Genomic DNA, 17001 nt, shown 5'->3' on the forward strand with positions numbered 1-17001 from the left:
TGCGTTGCGCGCGCGTTGAGGCGCAACGCGTTAAACGGGCGAGTTTTCCCACGGGCGGTTATAGCGGTCGATTCAGTGTAAAAAAGCGGGCCCAGGCAGGTCTCTATCCCATCATCTGGCATGGGACCGGAGCCACACGCAGCGCCGTGCTCCGGTCGACATTGGAGACAATCAATGGCGATCAGTATTAGCCTCACGGTCAACGGCGCGCCCGTGACCGCCGAGGTCGAACCTCACACGCTCCTGGTCCAGTTCCTGCGCGAACAGCAGCGTCTCACCGGCACGCACGTCGGCTGCGATACTGCCCAATGCGGGGCCTGCACCGTCCACCTGAACGGCCGCGCGATCAAGTCGTGCAACCAGCTCGCGGTGCAGTGCGACGGCATGGAGGTGACGACGATCGAAGGCCTCGCGAAAAATGGCGAGCTGCATCCCATGCAGACCGCGTTCCGCGAATGCCACGGCCTGCAATGCGGTTTCTGCACGCCCGGCATGGTGATGTGCGCGACCGCGCTCGCCGCCGCCAATCCCGACCTCACGGAAAGCGACATACGCGAAGGACTCGACGGCAACTTCTGCCGCTGTACGGGCTATCACAACATCGTGAAGGCCGTGGCCGCGGGCGCGCAGGCAATGCGCACCGGCGCCCCCGCTGCCGCCACGACGGCGTGACTCGGGAGGCCACCATGAACGCACCCGAACCCAATCGCATGATCGGCGCACCCGTCAAGCGCAAGGAAGACTTCCGCTTCCTCACCGGCGTCGGCCAGTATACCGACGACGTCGTGCTGCCCGCACAGACCTACGCCGTATTCGTGCGCTCGCCGCACGCCCATGCGCGCATCAAGCGCATCGACGTCAATGCCGCGAAGGCCTCGCCCGGCGTCGTGGCAGTCTTCACCGGCGCGGACCTCGCCGCGGAAAACGTGGGCGGCCTGCCGTGCGGCTGGCTCATCCACAGCATCGACGGCACGCCCATGAACGAGCCGCCGCATCCCGTGATCGCGCACGAGAAAGCGCGCCACGTCGGCGACCAGGTCGCACTCGTGATCGCCGATTCGGTCAAGGCCGCGAAGGATGCCGCCGAACTGGTCGAGGTCGATTACGAAGAGCTGCCTGCCGCCGTCGACACGGCGCACGCCGCCGACGCCGGCCAGCCTCTCGTGCACGACGGCGTGCCGAACAACACCTGCTACACGTGGGGCCACGGCGACAAGGCCGCGACCGACGCGGCTTTCGCACAGGCCGCGCACGTGACGACGCTCGACATCGTCAACAACCGGCTGATACCGAACGCCATCGAGCCGCGCGCCGTGAACGCGAGCTACTCGCAGCACGACGACAGCTACATCGTGTACGTGGCGAACCAGAACCCGCACGTCGAGCGCCTGCTGATGGCCGCGTTCGTGCTCGGGCTGCCGGAAACGAAGCTGCGCATCGTCGCGCCCGACGTGGGCGGCGGCTTCGGCTCGAAGATCTTTCTGTATGCCGAAGATGTCGCGCTCACGTGGGCCGCGAAGAAAATTCGCCGGCCGGTGAAGTGGACCGCCGAACGATCGGAGTCCTTCGTTTCCGATGCGCACGGCCGCGACCACGTGACCAAGGCCGAACTCGCCCTCGACAAGGACGGCAAGTTCCTCGCCATGCGCGTGCACACCACGGCGAACATGGGCGCGTATCTCTCGACGTTCGCTTCGAGCGTGCCGACCATCCTCTACGCCACGCTGCTCGCGGGCCAGTACACCACGCCCGCGATCTACGCCGAGGTGAAGGCCGTGTTCACGAACACGGTGCCCGTGGATGCGTACCGCGGCGCAGGGCGTCCGGAAGCGACCTACGTGGTCGAACGTCTCGTGGAGACGGCCGCGCGCGAGATGAACATCGACCCGGCCGAAATCCGCCGCCGCAACTTCATCAAGAGCTTCCCGTATGCCACGCCCGTTGGCCTCACCTACGACACGGGCGACTACGAAGCGTGTCTCGGGCGCGCACTGGAGCTCGCCGACGTGAAGGGTTTCGCCGCGCGCCGCGACGCATCGAAGGCGCAGGGAAAACTGCGCGGTCTCGGCTACTCGTGCTACATCGAGGCATGCGGGCTCGCGCCGTCGAACATCGCGGGTGCGCTCGGCGCGCGTGCGGGCCTCTTCGAAGCCGGCGAGGTCCGCGTGAACCCGACCGGTTCCGTCACCGTGTTCACGGGCTCGCACAGTCACGGCCAGGGCCACGAGACGACGTTCGCGCAAGTCGTGGCCGATCGCCTCGGCGTGCCGATCGAACAGGTCGAGATCGTGCACGGCGACACGGGCCGCATTCCGTTCGGCATGGGCACCTATGGCTCGCGCTCGATCTCGGTGGGCGGCTCGGCCATCATGAAGGCGCTCGACAAGATCGAGGCGAAGGCGAAGAAGATCGCCGCGCACATGCTCGAAGCGGGCGCGGAGGACATCGAGTTCGCCGACGGCGTGTTCCGCGTCGCGGGCACCGACCGCACGAAGACCTTCGCGGAAATCTCGCTCGCCGCCTACGTGCCGCACAACTATCCGCTGGAGACGCTGGAACCGGGCCTCGACGAAAGCGCGTTCTACGATCCGACCAACTTCACCTATCCGTCGGGCGCGTATCTCTGCGAAGTCGAAGTCGATCCCGAGACGGGCGAGACGCGCATCGAACGCTTCACCGCGGTGGACGATTTCGGCAACGTCATCAACCCGATGATCGTCGAAGGCCAGGTGCATGGCGGTCTCGGCCAGGGCATCGGCCAGGCGATGCTCGAGCAGTGCGTGTACGACAACGAGAGTGGCCAGTTGCTCTCCGGCTCGTACATGGACTATGCGATGCCGCACGCGTCGGATGTGCCTTCGTATACGGTCGAAACCGCGAAAGGCACGCCGTGCACGCACAATCCGCTCGGCGTGAAGGGCTGCGGCGAAGCCGGCGCGATCGGCTCGCCACCCGCCGTCATCAACGCGATACTGGACGCACTTAGCTCCCTAGGCGTGAAGGACCTGCAGATGCCGGCCACGCCGCATCGTGTATGGCAAGCGATCCAGGCCGCGCAGGCCCCTTCACAACCTTGAGCGGAGGCGCTCCATGTACGCATTCGACTATCAGCGCGCCAGCGACGCGCAAGGCGCCGTGAAAGCCCTCGCGGCCGACGCCGACGCCAAATTCCTCGGCGGCGGTCAGAGCCTGCTCGCGGCGATGAAGCTGCGGCTCGCCCAGCCCACCACGCTCGTGGACGTCACGCGCATTCCCGAGCTGAAAGCCGTGCAGGTGGACGGCAAGGTGGTGAAAGTGGGCGCGGCCGTGTGCCATGCCGACGTCGCCGAGAACGCGCAGATCCGCAACACGCTGCCGGCACTGGCGGACCTCGCGGGCATGATCGGCGACCGCCAGGTGCGCGCGCTCGGCACGCTCGGCGGCTCGCTCGCGAACGACGATCCGGCCGCCGACTATCCCGCGGCGGTGCTCGCGCTGAACGCGACGGTGGTGACGGACCGGCGGCGCATCGCAGCGGACGACTTCTTCCTCGGCATGTACGAAACGGCGCTGGAACCCGACGAGCTGATCGTGGCCGTCGAATTCCAGGTGCCCGAACGCGCGGCCTACGAGAAGTTTCGCAATCCGGCCTCGCACTTCGCGCTCGCGGGCGTGTTCGTCGCAAAGTACGCCGGGGAGGTGCGTGTGGCGGTCACGGGCGCCGGGCCTTCGGTATTTCGCGCGGGTGCGCTGGAAAGCGCACTGAAGACCAACTTCGCGCCCGAAGCCGCACGCGCGGTGAAGATGCCCGCCGACGACCTCAACACCGACCTGCACGCGAGCGCGGCCTATCGCGCGCACCTCATCCCGGTGCTTGCGGCGCGCGCGGTGGCGAAGGCCGACGGCTAGGCTGGTCCCGAGGGCGAGCGCTTCCAGGTGAACATGGGAGCGCTCGCCGCCTTTGATTCGCGTTGCCAGAATCCCGCATGCAATCCGCCTCGATCGACGACACCCTCGCACAACTCGAAGCGCACGGCTATTTCGCGAGCCGCGAACTCGCCACGGCGCTCTTTCTTGCGCTGCGCATGGAACGCCCGCTGTTTCTCGAAGGCGAGCCGGGCGTGGGCAAGACCGAACTCGCGAAGGCCGCGGCGGCGATGCTCGGCACGACGGTCTTGCGCCTGCAATGCTACGAAGGACTCGATACAGCCAGCGCGCTATACGAGTGGGACTATCCGCGCCAGATCATGGCGCTGCGACTGGCCGAAGCCGCCGGCGAAAAGCCCGGCAACGACACGCTCTATCGCGACGAATTTCTGCTCAAGCGCCCGCTGCTCCAGGCGCTGCAACCCGACCCGCAAAACCCGGGCGCGCGCCGCGTGCTGCTGATCGACGAAATCGACCGCGCCGACGAACCGTTCGAAGCCTTCCTGCTCGAGCTCCTTTCGGACTTCCAGGTATCGATTCCCGAATACGGCACTGTGCGCGCGAGCACGCCGCCGCTCGTCGTGATCACGTCGAACCGCACGCGCGAAGTGCACGATGCGCTCAAGCGGCGCTGCCTTTATCAATGGCTCGGCTACCCGGACCGTGCACGCGAACTCGCGATCGTGGCCGCGCGCGCGCCTGAAACTGCCGCGGAATTGCAGCAACGCGCCGTGGCGTTCGTGCACCATTTGCGCACGATGGATCTCTTCAAGGCGCCCGGCATTGCGGAAACGATCGACTGGTGCCGCGCGCTTAGCGCGCTCGCCGTGACGGAACTCGATCCGCAGTCGGTGCAGAACACGCTAGGCGTGCTGCTGAAGTACCAGGACGACCTCGCGCAGCTCGACGCGCAACGCATCGCGCAAACGCTCGCGCTCGCGGAGTGAGGACGATGCCCCGCGCCACATCGCCCGCCGCCATGCCCACGCTCGCGCCCGTGTTCGCGCGCAACGTCGTGCATTTCGTGCGCGTGCTGCGCGGCGCGGGCCTGCCGATGTCGCCTTCGCGCGCCGTCGACGCGATCGACGCGCTGCGCCACATCGACCTCGGCCGCCGCGACGACGTGCACGCAGCGCTCGCCGCGCTCCTCACGAGCGCGCCCGACGAGCGCGAGATCTTCGACGCGGCGTTCGCGCTGTTCTGGCGCGATCCGGATTTCGAAGGCAAGCTGCGCGCGCTGCTGCTGCCGAAGGTGCAAGGCGGCGTGCCGCCGCCGCGCCGCAACAACCGCCTCGCCGACGCGCTCGCGGCGCGCCCTGCCCATCGCCCGGGCGCGAAGCCACCGCCCTCGCACGAAGAACACGAGTTGCGCGCACACGCCACGTTCAGCGCCGAAGAGCGCTTGCGCCAGCGCGACTTCGATACGCTCACCGCCGACGAATGGCGCACGCTGCGCCACCTGATCCGCGCGCGCCGCCTGCCGCTCGCCACCGTTCGCACGCGGCGCCTGAAGGCATCGTCGCGCGGCACCCACGCCGACCTGCGCGCGAGCGCGCGCCATGCGGTACGCGCGGGCGGCGACTGGACCGTGTGGAAATATCGCGCGCCGGTGGAACGCAAGCTGCCGCTCGTGCTGCTGCTCGACATCTCCGGCTCGATGAGCAGCTACTCGCGCGCGGTGCTCTACTTCTGCCATGCGTTGCTGCAATCGCGCGAACGCCTGCAGGTGTTCCTGTTCGGCACGCGCCTGACCCACGCCACGCGCGCGCTGCGCGAACGCGACCCCGACGTCGCGCTCGCCCAGCTCGCCACCCAGGTCGCGGACTGGTCCGGCGGCACGCGCATCGGCGCCACGCTTGCGGAATTCAACCGCCGCTGGGCGCGCCGCATGCTCGGGGGGCGCGCGACAGTGCTGATCGTCACCGACGGGCTCGATCACGATGAATGCGGTCTGCTCAGCGAAGAGATGGCGCGCCTGCACCGCTTCGCGCATCGCGTGATCTGGCTCAATCCGCTCTTGCGTTACCGCGATTTCGCGCCCAAGGCGCGCGGCGTGCAGGCGATGCTGCCCCACGTCGACGCGCATTACCCCGTCCACAATCTCGACAGCCTCGAAGCGTTTGCGCGCAGCTTGTGCGAAGCCGCGCCGATCGGGCCCGCGCCTCGTGCAGCAACGCATCTGGCGACTCATCTGCCAAAACCGGCACGCGCATTGCATACTCTGGAGGCGCGCCCGGCACAAGGAGACACACGATGGAGCTGACCGAAAGCCACACGCTGCCGGTGCCGCAACAGCGCGCCTGGGAAGCGCTCAACGACACGGCGATCCTCAAGGCGTGCATACCGGGCTGCGAAAGCATCGAAGCCGACGGTGAGAACGCCTACGCCGTCGCGCTAACCGCCGCGGTGGGCCCGGTGAAGGCGCGCTTCAAAGGCCGCATGCAGCTCGCCGATATCGACGCGCCGAACAGCTACACGATCGTCTTCGAGGGCCAGGGCGGCGCCGCAGGCTTCGGCAAGGGCGACGCGCACGTGAAGCTCGAATCCGCCGGCGACGAATCGACCACGCTCACCTATACCGCGAACGCCCAGGTGGGCGGCAAGCTCGCGCAGATCGGCTCGCGGCTCGTGGACGGCGCGGCGCGCAAGATCGCCGGCGAGTTTTTCAAGCGTTTCGGGGAACAGCTGGGCGGCGGCGCGCAGGAAAATACCGACGAGACGGCGGAACCCGCCGCGGGCGACGCAGAAGGCCAGCCGCAAGGCGAAGGCGCAGAGGAAACACCGAAGAGGAAACGATCATGGACAGCGTGGATCTCGAAGTCCTGAAATCCAGCGTGCGCTGGCTCGACGCAGGGCACCGCGCGCTGCTGGTGACAGTGGTGAAAACGTGGGGCTCGTCGCCGCGTCCCGAGGGCGCGATGCTCGTGGTGCGCGGCGACGGCCTCGTGGTCGGCTCCGTGTCGGGCGGCTGCATCGAGGACGATCTGATCGACCGCGTGCGCCGCGAAGGCGTGACGATCGTGAAGCCCGAAGCCGTCAAATACGGCATCACGGCGGAAGAGGCGCATCGTTTCGGACTGCCGTGCGGCGGCACGATCCAGCTCGTGCTCGAACCGCTCTCCGAGGCCTCGGGCATTCGCGAACTGCTCGAAACCGTCGAGCGCGGCGAACTCGTTGCGCGCACACTCGACATGGCGACCGGCCGCGCCACGCTCGGCCCCGCGAAAGCGACCGATGGCGTGGACTTCGACGACGTGCGCCTGCTCACGATCCACGGGCCGCGCTACCGCATGCTGGTGATCGGCGCGGGGCAGCTCTCGCGCTATCTCTGCCAGATCGCGGTGGGGCTCGATTACCAGGTGACGGTGTGCGACCCGCGCGAGGAATACACCGACACCTGGGACGTGCCCGGCACGGCGCTCGTGCGCACGATGCCCGACGACACGGTGCTCGACATGAAGCTCGACGAACGCTGCGCCGTGATCGCGCTCACGCACGACCCCAAACTCGACGACCTCGCACTGATGGAGGCGCTCAAGACGCCCGCGTTCTACGTCGGCGCGCTGGGCTCACGGCGCAACAACGCGGCGCGGCGCGAGCGGCTCAAGGAGTTCGACCTGAGCGAGGCGGAACTCGCGCGGCTGCATGGGCCGGTGGGCATTTACATCGGCAGCCGCACGCCGCCGGAAATCGCGGTGTCGATCCTCGCGGAGGTCACGGCGGCGAAGAATGGCGTCTCGCTGCCGACCATTCTCCAGGTGGAAGGCGCAAAGGCCGCGCGCGAACACGCAGCAGGCGCGGGATCGACGTGCGACGTGTGAGGCCGCTGCGCGGCCGCCTTCACGCGTGAGGTGAGCGCCCGTCGTCGTCTGTCTCGCGCTCGTGTCACTACTATGCCCCCCAAAAAACTGCGGGCCGCGACTTTCGTCGGCGGCCCGCAATAGGGTGTTTCTGGCGGGCGGCTTGCGCCGCCTCGCTTCACCTGAGCGTCACGGCATCAGCCGAACAGCTTCATCGCCTGCGTGAGCGTGTTGGTCACGCCCCACACGAGCGGCACCAGCACGTAGAGCCAGAAGATCGCCATCAGCGTCTTGTTCGACGATTTCGGGGCAGCTTGGGTAGACATTGCGCGTTCCTCCTTATTTACCGGCGGCGAGTTGCGTCTCGCTCATGTGATGCTTCGCGTCCACGCGGCGCACGAGCAGGTTGCAGATGAAGCCGACCACGAGCAGCGAGGCCATGATGTGCACGGTCATCGTGTACGCATCGGCCTTCGCCACGCCGTGTGCGACCTGATACGCACGCACGTAGTTCACGAGCACCGGGCCCGCCACGCCTGCCGCGGCCCACGCGGTGAGCAGACGGCCGTGAATGCCGCCGACGAACGCCGTGCCGAACATATCCGCGAGATACGCGGGCACGGTCGAAAAGCCGCCGCCGTACATCGAGAGAATCAGGCAGAACGCGAGCACGAAAAACACGATGTTGCCGCTCTGCGCGAACTGCGGCACCGCGTAATAGAGCACCGCACCGAACACGAAGAAGATGAAGTAGGTGTTCTTACGGCCCACCCAGTCGGAGGCCGACGCCCACACGAAGCGGCCGCCCATGTTGAAGAGCGAGAGCAGGCCGACGAAGCCCGCCGCCGCGCCGGCGCTCACGGTGTCCTTGAAGCTTTCCTGGATCATGACCGAGGCCTGACCCAGAATGCCGATGCCGGCCGTCACGTTGAGGAACAGCACGAGCCAGATCAGGTAGAACTGCGGCGTCTTGAGCGCCTGGTCGATATGCACGTGCTGGTTCGACACGAGTTTCTTCGCCACGACGGGCGGGGTCCAGCCCGCCGGCTTCCAGTCCGGCGCGGGCACGCGGATGGTGATGGCGCCGATCGTCATCGAGATGAAGTAGGCCACGCCGAGCACCACGAAGGTCTGGGCGACGCCCACGCTCGTGTCGCTCGCGAAATGCTTCATCAGCATGACGGAGAGCGGTGCGGCGATCATCGCGCCGCCGCCGAAGCCCATGATCGCGAGGCCCGTTGCCATGCCGCGGCGGTCGGGGAACCAGCGGATCAGCGTCGAAACCGGAGAGACATAGCCGAGCCCGAGGCCGATGCCGCCGATCACGCCGTAGCCGAGATAGAGCAGCGCGATCTGATGCAGATACACGCCGAGCGCGGAAACGAGGAAACCGCCGCCAAAGCAGCACGCCGCGGTAAACATCGTGCGGCGCGGGCCTACGCGTTCGAGCCACTTGCCGCCGAACGCGGCGGAAAGGCCGAGAAACACGATGGCCAGCGAGAAAATCCAGCCCAGCGTGGTGAGCGACCAGTCATCGGCCGCGGACTGCGTAATGCCGATCACCTTCGTGAGCGGCGCGTTGAACACGGAAAACGCGTAGGCCTGGCCGATACACAGATGCACGGCCAGCGCCGCGGGCGGCACCATCCAGCGCGAAAAGCCCGGCGGGGCGATGGTCGCCTCTTTGGAAAAGAAAGGTGCGCTTTGCGCACCGCGCGTCGAATCTGCAACGCTGCTCATGGGATCTCCCGAATCGACCAGAGGTTGAGAGCGCGGGGTAAGCGCTCGCTCTGGTCCCATCCAAAATGGCTGTTGGTAGGCGTGGTCTTTCGTGCTCTTTATATGCGCAAACGCATAGAACACTTAATTGCCGCTTGACGGCTGCACGAACCTTAGTCCCCAACCGCCTCCTTGGCAATATGAGGTAAACATACATATGCCCTACAACGGCCCGCGCGCCGCCGTGTTTCCTCGATTGTTGCGTGCGCAGCAAATCGGTGGGGGGACCTATGACGCCGCGGAGAACGTTGCAGGCGGGCATGTCGTTGCGCGGCCCAGCATTTAGACTCAACACTCGATTCAGGGCCCCCTGCGGGCTGTGTGCGGGCCATCCGCTTGACAAGCGGGTTGCATGACTTTTAAGTGGCAGAAGTAGCGCCTATCTGCGACCCGCCACCTGCCGAGCCCCCCATGCGCCTCGCTCTCGCTCTTTGCCTAGCCTTGCTCGGCCCCGTCACGGGAACCTTCGCCGCCGACCTGCGCCCGGGCGTGGCGCAGCTCACGCCGGTGCCCCTCGAAGCGGGCACGCTGAATCCGGCAGGCAGCGCCGCGCAGGCGCCCTACACCAACGAAGCGGAAACGCAGACCTTCACCGTCAACGCGGACGGCTCGTACACCAAGCTCGACTCGCTCACGCTGCGCGTGAACACGGAGGCCGGCATCGCGCGCGCGGGCCAGTATTACGTGTGGTTCAACCGCGAAATGGCCCACGTGGAGGTGCTCGAAGCGTGGACCGAGGACGCCCAGGGCGGGCGACACGACGTGCGCCCCGAGCAGATCCGCGACGTGCAGGAAGTGCGCTCGTTCGACGCCCCGATGTTCCAGGACGTGCAGGACAAGGTGATCGTGTTCCCCGCCGTGGAGCCGGGCGCGCGCGTGCATCTCACGTGGCGCAAGATCCAGCGCGTGCCGCTCGTGCCGGGCTGGTTCAGCGACTTCACGCCGCCCGACCTCGCGCCCACGCACCGCTTTCGCGTGATCTACGACCTGCCCGCGAAAGTGCCGCTCCACGCCGACGCGCGCGGCTTCACCGTGCTGCCGCCCGCCACAGTGAACGGCCGCACGCGCTACGAGTACCGCTACGACAAGTCGAACTTCGAGCGCCTCGAATATGGCTCGGTCGCCTACGTGAGCTACGGCGACCGGCTGATGGTGTCCACCTTTCCCGATTACGCGGCCTTCGCGACGGTCTATCGCGAGGCGGCGGCGGATCCGACCGTGCGCGACCCGGCCATCGTGCGCCTTGCGCAGACGCTCACGGCGCACGACGATACGCCGCGCGCCAAAGCGCAAACGCTCTATGACTGGGTGCGCCGCAACATCCGCTACGTGGCGATGAATATCGGGCGCGGCGAGATCGTGCCGCACCACGTAACCGACGTGCTCGCGAACCGCTACGGCGATTGCAAGGACCACGTCGCACTCTACGGCGCGCTGCTCGGGGCCGTCGGCATCCGCAGCACGCCGGCGCTCGTGAACAGCGGTACTGTCTACACGCTGCCGAGCGTGCCGGGCTTCGGCGTGATCAATCACGTCATCACCTGGTTGCCCGATCTGCAGATGTTCGCGGACTCCACGGCGAGCAACATCGAGTTCGGCTATTTGCCGTCGACGGACATGGACCGCGAGGCCGTGCTCGCCGGCGACGGCACGCAGGTCCGCACGCCCGCCACGGCCACGACCACGCGCGAGAGCGATCTCGACATCACGGTCGCGCCCGACGGCTCGGCGCGCTTCATCTACCGCTTGCAGTCGGAGGGCTGGTCCGCCGAACAGACGCGCAGCGTGCTGCGCCTGCAAACGCCCGCGCAGCGCGAGGAGTCGCTGCAATGGGAGCTGCGCAACGCCAACCTGCGCGGCAACGCCACGCTCGCCTCCAGCCCGCTCGACGCCACGGCGGGTCCGCTCGTGCTCACGCTCACGGGCACCTTCGACGGTTTCGTCGACCCGGAAATGACCACGCCCGTGCCCACGCTCACGAGCTTCGTGGGCGGGCTCGACGCGAATCTGCGCTACTGGCTCGGCGAATCGCGGCGCACGCAGCCCTTCATGTGCCGCAACGTGGTGGTGACCGAGCGCACGCGCATCGTGCTGCCGCCGGGCATGCGCGTACTCGACGTCCCCATGCCGCAGCACGCCGACAACCGTTTCATCGATTTCAGTTCGCACTACGCGCTCGACCCGCAGGCGAATGTGCTGCGCGTCACGCGTACGGGTCAAACGCATTTCGCGAGCGACGTATGCAGCGCCGACGATTTCGCGCAGATGCGCCCCGCGTTCGAGACGATGGCGCGCGACCTGCGCGCGCAGTTGATCGTCAAGCCGTCGGCCCAGGGCGGCGCGCTGGATAGTCCGGCGAGCGCGCAGTGAGCCGGCGCACGACGTTCACACGGGCCAGAGCGGTCCTTCCTGCATCGCGCCGATCTGCTCGCGCAGTTCGAGAATGCGCTCTTCCCAGTAGCGCTGCGTGTTGAACCACGGGAAGGCGGCCGGAAACGCGGGATCGTGCCAGCGGCGGGCGAGCCAGGCCGAGTAGTGGATGAGGCGCAGCGTGCGCAGCGCTTCGACGAGATGCAGCTCGCGCGGCTCGAATTCGCAGAAGTCCTCGTAACCCGCGAGCAAATCGGCCATTGCACGCGAAGCGCCCGCGCGATCGCCGGGCAAAAGCAGCCACAAATCCTGGATAGCGGGACCCATGCGGCTGTCGTCGAAGTCCACGAAATGCGGGCCGGCGTCGGTCCAGAGCACATTGCTCGGATGGCAGTCGCCGTGCAGGCGCAACGACCGCACCTCGCCCGCGCGCTCGAAGGCCGCCTCCACGCCTTCGAGCGCGAGCGTCACCGCGGCCTGCCATGCTTCGCGCACGTCCTCGGGCACGAAGCCGTGTTCGAGCAGATACGTGCGCGGCTCGTAGCCGTAGGACTGAATGTCGAGCGTGGGGCGTGCCTCGTACGACCTCGTTGCGCCCACGGCATGAATGCGCCCGATGAAACGGCCGAGCCATTCGAGCGTGTCGCTGCGGTCGAGATCCGGCGCGCGGCCGCCGCGCCGCTCGAACAGCGAGAAGCGATACCCGTCGAACTCGTGCAGCGTGCGCCCTTCGAAGGCGAGCGCAGGCACGGCCGGAATCTCGCGCGCGGCGAGTTCGGCGACGAATGCGTGCTCCTCGAGTATCGCCTCGTCGCTCCAGCGCTCAGGGCGATAAAACTTGGCGATGAGCGGCGGGCCGTCTTCCACGCCCACCTGGTACACGCGATTCTCGTAGCTGTTGAGCGCGAGCATGCGGCCATCCGTGCGGCGCTCGGCCGGGATCAGCACGCCATCGACGGCGTCGAGCACGCATTCGGGCGTGAGGCGCGTGTACGGCGCGGCTTGCTGGTCGCCGGGACCGGAGGGGCCGCCCGGGACAGGAGAAGGATCGTAATTCATACCCGCAATTGTGCCTCTTGCGGGCAGTGCCGGCGAGCAATCGCTGCGCACGGCAGACATGATGAACACAAACGCGGCGCACAACCCTGCGACGAGACGCAGGGCGCCTCGTCAACGTGTCACACGGCCCAGACTCAGTGGATCTGCGCGCCGGCGGGCATGACGTGCTCGCCCGTATCGATCAGATCTTCGAGAAAAAAGGGCTCGGTATTGAGCTGCGCCGACGTGCCGGGCTCCCCGGCATACCACGTCACCATCGCCATGTCGCCGAGAATGCGCATCACGATGCCGCGCGCACCCTGTGGCACCGCGATATGAACGGAACGGACAATAGAACCGATTTGCATGATGTTTCCCCGTTACCTCGCTACCTTCGCCGGCTCCCTCGAAGGAAGTCCGGTCGGCATGCTGACAAAAAAACCGATGCGCACGATCAGTTGCGCGCGCATCCAAACCCGCCTCGGGCGACCCGCTCTCGCCGCGCGCTTAAGCACGGCCGGACCCTTGGCAACCCCATTGTTGCCTGTTTGAGCGCGCGAGCAAAGCGAAAAAATAGGGGGGTGTATCAACGGCGGCATGCATTTGGCGCCTCGTGCCGCCACAGCCCCGCCCCGCTTCGCTCACGCATCTTACGAAAACCTGACTGTAACAGATGGTAAACCCCATTCTTCGCGACCTTGCTAGGGCAGTCCCTGAAAAAGTACGCTGATGCAAGGTGAGTGGCGCTATAGTCCTGTCCCAACCGTGCACCACAAAGGCCCGGCGCAGCACAGGCAAAGACCGCACGCGCGCCACAACAGCCGGCCACGATACCGATAACCTGAACGCTCGCCACCGCGGCCAGACCAGCCGCGCGAGCCAGACTCCGCCACCAGCGAAGGAACCCGCCGTTCCATGTGGATCGTTCGACTCGCGCTCAAGCGCCCGTACACGTTCGTCGTGCTCGCGTTGCTGCTTTTGATTGTCGGGCCGCTGACGATCCTGCGCACGCCCACGGACATCTTCCCGAACATCGACATTCCGGTGCTCTCGGTGATCTGGACCTACACGGGTCTGCCCGCCGACGAGATGGAAAAGCGCATCGTGCTCAACTACGAGCGCGGCCTTTCCGTGGCGGTGAACGATATCGAGCACACCGAATCGACGTCGCTGAATGGCATTGCGGTCGTGAAGATCTTCTTCCAGCCGCATGCCAATATCCAGGAAGCGCTCGCCGAAGTCACGGCGCTGTCACAGGCGCAGTTGCGCTCGCTGCCGCCCGGCATCCAGCCGCCGTTCATCCTGCGCTACAACGCCTCGACGGTGCCGATCCTGCGCCTGTCGCTTTCATCGCCGCAGCTGACCGAGCAGGAACTGTTCGACTACGGTAACAACTTCCTGAAGACGCAGCTTGCGACCGTGCCGGGTGCCTCCGCGCCGCTGCCCTATGGCGGCAAGCAGCGGCAGATCATGGTCGACATCAACCAGCGCGCGCTGCAGCAGCACAATCTCTCGCCCATGGACGTGGTGAACGCGATCAGCGCGCAAAACCTCATCCTGCCTTCGGGCACGGCCAAAATCGGCGCAACCGAATATTCGGTGACGATGAATGCAAGCCCCGAGAGCTTAGCGGGCCTGAACGACATTCCCGTGAAAACCACGGAGAGCGGCACGATCTACATCCGCGACGTGGCGCACGTGCGCGACGGCTATGTGCCGCAAACCAATATCGTGCGCGTGGACGGACAGCGCGCCTCACTTCTCACCATCAACAAGAGCGGCAACACGTCGACGCTGGAGATCGTCGATCGCATCAAGGAAATGATGCCGACGCTGCGCAATCTCGTGCCACCGTCGCTCAATATCGATCCGGTCGCCGACCAGTCGCTGTTCGTGCGCGCCTCCGTGCAGGGCGTGCTGCGCGAAGCGCTCATCGCCGCCGCGCTAACGGCACTCATGATCCTGCTGTTTCTCGGCAACTGGCGCGCCACGCTCATCATCGCGATCTCGATTCCGCTGTCGATGATCACCTCGGTCATCGTTCTCGCGGCGCTCGGCGAGACCATCAACATCATGACGCTGGGCGGGCTCGCGCTCGCGGTCGGCATTCTGGTTGACGACGCAACGGTCGCGATCGAGAACATCAGCCAGCAACTGGAGCAAGGCAAGACGCTGGAACAGGCGATTCTCGACGGCGCGCATCAGATCGCGATCCCCACGCTCGTCTCCACGCTCTCCATCTGCATCGTGTTCGTGCCGATGTTCCTGCTCACGGGCGTGGCGCATTACCTCTTCATTCCGCTCGCGGAAGCCGTGGTGTTTGCGATGCTGGCGTCGTACTTCTTCTCGCGTACGCTCGTTCCAACGCTCGCGAAGTACCTGATGCGCCACCATCGCAAGGCCGCCGACCTGCATCACACGCATGGCGCGACGCGCAATCCGTTCATGCGCGTGCACCTCGCGTTCGAGCGCGGCTTCGAGGGGCTGCGCGAGCGCTATCGCGGGTTTCTCACGGCGCGCGTGAAGCATCCCGTGTGGTTCGTGGTGGCGTTTCTCGCCTGCTGTGGCGCGTCGTTGCTGCTCATGCCATTCCTCGGGCGCGACTTCTTTCCGCAGGTCGATGCGGGCACCATCGCGCTGCACGTGCGCGCGAAGACCGGTATGCGTGTGGAAGAAACCGCCGTGCTCGTCGACCGTATCGACAAGCGCGTGCGCACGCTGATTCCGCCGGGTGAGCTGCATTCGATCATCGACAACATCGGCCTGCCGGTCTCGGGCATCAACCTCTCGTACAGCAACACGGGCACCATCGGCACGTCCGACGCGGACGTGCTGATCTCGCTGAACGAGGACCATCACCCGACCGCCGGTTACGTGCGCCTCCTGCGGCACACGCTCAACGACGAGTTTCCGGGCGTGCAGTTCGCCTTCCTGCCCGCCGATATCGTGAGCCAGACGCTGAACTTCGGCATGCCCTCGCCCATCGATGTGCAGATCGTCGGGCGCGACGTGGCCGGCAACCGCGCGTTCGCGGCGAAGCTGCTCGCTCGGTTGCGCGGCGTGCCCGGTTTCGTCGACGCGCGCATCCAGCAGCCCGCGGACCTGCCGCGCATCTTCATCGACGTGGACCGCACGCGCGCGCAGCAGGCGGGCTTCACGCAGAAGGACGTGGCGAGCGACCTGCTCATCACACTCTCGGGCAGCCAGCAGACCACCCCCACGTTCTGGCTCAACCCGATCAACGGCGTGAGCTACAACGTCGTCACCGAAGCCCCGCAATACACGATCGATTCGCTGCAATCGCTCGCCAACATTCCACTCACCGCGAACGGGCGCAGCAACATACTCGGCTCTCTCGCGAGCATGCAGCGCATCTCGGGCGACGCGGTGGTCACGCACTACAACGCGCAGACCACCATCGACATTTACGGCACCGCCGACGGGCGCGACCTGGGCGCCGTTTCCGACGACATCGCGAAGATCGTCGACCAGACGCGCGGCGAACTGCCGAAGACGTCGAGCATCAAGCTGCGCGGCCAGGTGCAGACGATGAACGATTCGTTCTCCGGACTGTTCGGCGGGCTCGTCTTCGCGATCGTGCTCGTGTATCTGCTGATCGTCGTGAACTTCCAGTCGTGGCTCGATCCGTTCATCATCATTACGGCGCTGCCGGGCGCGCTCGCGGGCATCGTCTGGATGCTGTTCCTCACGCACACCACGCTGTCCATTCCCGCGCTCACGGGCGCGATCATGTGTATCGGCATCGCCACGGCGAACTCCATTCTCGTCATCAGCTTCGCGCGCGAGCAGTTGCGCCTGCACGGCGACGCGGCGCGTGCCGCGATCGAAGCGGGCTACACGCGCTTTCGCCCCGTGCTCATGACCGCGCTCGCCATGGTGATCGGCATGGTGCCGATGGCCATCGGCCTGGGCGAAGGCGGCGAGCAGAACGCACCGCTCGGGCGCGCCGTGATCGGTGGCCTCGCGGTGGGCACGCTCGCCACGCTGATCTTCGTCCCCGTGGTGTTCTCGCTCATCTACCGCAAGCTCGGCGAGCGCCGCCAGCGCGCCAGTGAAAACGTGGTGCCCAAATCATGAATACCCTGTC

At 66.4% G+C, this 17001-nt stretch carries 13 protein-coding genes; 9 read left to right on the forward strand and 4 right to left on the reverse strand.

Annotated elements, in window-relative coordinates:
- Nucleotides 1-174: 174 nt before the first annotated feature.
- The 7 genes from AB3X98_RS26360 to AB3X98_RS26390 all read left to right on the forward strand — a co-directional run bounded on the left by AB3X98_RS26360 (nucleotide 175) and on the right by AB3X98_RS26390 (nucleotide 7727).
- Nucleotides 175-672 carry a (2Fe-2S)-binding protein gene (locus tag AB3X98_RS26360; protein ID WP_069265216.1) on the forward strand — a complete coding sequence of 166 codons (498 nt, stop codon included), beginning with the start codon at nucleotides 175-177 and terminating at the stop codon, nucleotides 670-672.
- Between the two features lie 14 nt (nucleotides 673-686).
- Complete coding sequence (locus AB3X98_RS26365) at nucleotides 687-3077, forward strand: xanthine dehydrogenase family protein molybdopterin-binding subunit (protein WP_368603792.1); 2391 nt, start codon at nucleotides 687-689, stop codon at nucleotides 3075-3077.
- Between the two features lie 13 nt (nucleotides 3078-3090).
- Nucleotides 3091-3888: a xanthine dehydrogenase family protein subunit M gene (locus tag AB3X98_RS26370; protein WP_368603791.1), complete on the forward strand. Its 798-nt coding sequence runs from the start codon at nucleotides 3091-3093 to the stop codon at nucleotides 3886-3888.
- Nucleotides 3889-3965: 77 nt separating this feature from the next.
- Nucleotides 3966-4853: an AAA family ATPase gene (locus AB3X98_RS26375; protein WP_368603790.1), complete on the forward strand. Its 888-nt coding sequence runs from the start codon at nucleotides 3966-3968 to the stop codon at nucleotides 4851-4853.
- Nucleotides 4854-4858: 5 nt separating this feature from the next.
- Nucleotides 4859-6169, forward strand: a complete 1311-nt coding sequence (locus AB3X98_RS26380) for a VWA domain-containing protein (RefSeq protein ID WP_368603789.1) — start codon at nucleotides 4859-4861, stop codon at nucleotides 6167-6169.
- Complete coding sequence (locus AB3X98_RS26385; protein ID WP_368603788.1) at nucleotides 6160-6732, forward strand: CoxG family protein; 573 nt, start codon at nucleotides 6160-6162, stop codon at nucleotides 6730-6732. Before AB3X98_RS26380 ends, AB3X98_RS26385 begins: the two co-directional genes overlap by 10 nt.
- Entirely contained in the window at nucleotides 6705-7727 is a 1023-nt protein-coding gene (locus AB3X98_RS26390; RefSeq protein ID WP_368603787.1) for an XdhC family protein, read from the forward strand. Before AB3X98_RS26385 ends, AB3X98_RS26390 begins: the two co-directional genes overlap by 28 nt.
- 176 nt (nucleotides 7728-7903) lie before the next feature.
- Here AB3X98_RS26390 and AB3X98_RS26395 read toward each other — a convergent pair whose 3' ends face one another.
- Together AB3X98_RS26395 and AB3X98_RS26400 are read right to left on the reverse strand one after the other, a co-directional pair.
- Nucleotides 7904-8032 (reverse strand): oxalate:formate antiporter, encoded by a 129-nt coding sequence (locus AB3X98_RS26395; protein ID WP_069265222.1) that lies wholly within the window; start codon nucleotides 8030-8032, stop codon nucleotides 7904-7906.
- Between the two features lie 13 nt (nucleotides 8033-8045).
- Complete coding sequence (locus tag AB3X98_RS26400; protein WP_069265223.1) at nucleotides 8046-9446, reverse strand: OFA family MFS transporter; 1401 nt, start codon at nucleotides 9444-9446, stop codon at nucleotides 8046-8048.
- Nucleotides 9447-9896: 450 nt separating this feature from the next.
- Between AB3X98_RS26400 and AB3X98_RS26405 the strand changes: the two genes are divergently transcribed.
- Nucleotides 9897-11855, forward strand: coding sequence for a DUF3857 domain-containing transglutaminase family protein (locus tag AB3X98_RS26405; protein ID WP_368603786.1), 1959 nt, complete (start codon nucleotides 9897-9899; stop codon nucleotides 11853-11855).
- Nucleotides 11856-11870: 15 nt separating this feature from the next.
- Here AB3X98_RS26405 and AB3X98_RS26410 read toward each other — a convergent pair whose 3' ends face one another.
- Nucleotides 11871-12914, reverse strand: a complete 1044-nt coding sequence (locus tag AB3X98_RS26410; RefSeq protein WP_368603785.1) for a serine/threonine protein kinase — start codon at nucleotides 12912-12914, stop codon at nucleotides 11871-11873.
- 134 nt (nucleotides 12915-13048) lie between these two features.
- On the reverse strand, nucleotides 13049-13261 hold the full coding sequence (locus AB3X98_RS26415) for a hypothetical protein (RefSeq protein ID WP_069265225.1): 213 nt from the start codon (nucleotides 13259-13261) through the stop codon (nucleotides 13049-13051).
- 547 nt (nucleotides 13262-13808) lie between these two features.
- On the opposite strand from AB3X98_RS26415, the gene AB3X98_RS26420 reads away from it, so the two are divergent.
- Nucleotides 13809-16991, forward strand: a complete 3183-nt coding sequence (locus AB3X98_RS26420; protein ID WP_069265226.1) for an efflux RND transporter permease subunit — start codon at nucleotides 13809-13811, stop codon at nucleotides 16989-16991.
- Nucleotides 16992-17001 lie beyond the last annotated feature (10 nt).

Source organism: Paraburkholderia sp. BR14312 (assembly GCF_040948675.1).
In the GTDB taxonomy this organism is placed as follows: Bacteria; Pseudomonadota; Gammaproteobacteria; order Burkholderiales; family Burkholderiaceae; genus Paraburkholderia; species Paraburkholderia nodosa_A.

Coding starts and splice junctions, on each gene's coding strand:
- AB3X98_RS26380 (WP_368603789.1), top strand. CDS start 4,859: ATGCCCCGCGCCACATCGCCCGCCGCCATGCCCACGCTCGCGCCCGTG.
- AB3X98_RS26385 (WP_368603788.1), top strand. CDS start 6,160: ATGGAGCTGACCGAAAGCCACACGCTGCCGGTGCCGCAACAGCGCGCC.
- AB3X98_RS26410 (WP_368603785.1), bottom strand. CDS start 12,914: ATGAATTACGATCCTTCTCCTGTCCCGGGCGGCCCCTCCGGTCCCGGC.
- AB3X98_RS26390 (WP_368603787.1), top strand. CDS start 6,705: ATGGACAGCGTGGATCTCGAAGTCCTGAAATCCAGCGTGCGCTGGCTC.
- AB3X98_RS26370 (WP_368603791.1), top strand. CDS start 3,091: ATGTACGCATTCGACTATCAGCGCGCCAGCGACGCGCAAGGCGCCGTG.
- AB3X98_RS26360 (WP_069265216.1), top strand. CDS start 175: ATGGCGATCAGTATTAGCCTCACGGTCAACGGCGCGCCCGTGACCGCC.
- AB3X98_RS26415 (WP_069265225.1), bottom strand. CDS start 13,261: ATGCAAATCGGTTCTATTGTCCGTTCCGTTCATATCGCGGTGCCACAG.
- AB3X98_RS26365 (WP_368603792.1), top strand. CDS start 687: ATGAACGCACCCGAACCCAATCGCATGATCGGCGCACCCGTCAAGCGC.
- AB3X98_RS26375 (WP_368603790.1), top strand. CDS start 3,966: ATGCAATCCGCCTCGATCGACGACACCCTCGCACAACTCGAAGCGCAC.
- AB3X98_RS26405 (WP_368603786.1), top strand. CDS start 9,897: ATGCGCCTCGCTCTCGCTCTTTGCCTAGCCTTGCTCGGCCCCGTCACG.
- AB3X98_RS26420 (WP_069265226.1), top strand. CDS start 13,809: ATGTGGATCGTTCGACTCGCGCTCAAGCGCCCGTACACGTTCGTCGTG.
- AB3X98_RS26395 (WP_069265222.1), bottom strand. CDS start 8,032: ATGTCTACCCAAGCTGCCCCGAAATCGTCGAACAAGACGCTGATGGCG.
- AB3X98_RS26400 (WP_069265223.1), bottom strand. CDS start 9,446: ATGAGCAGCGTTGCAGATTCGACGCGCGGTGCGCAAAGCGCACCTTTC.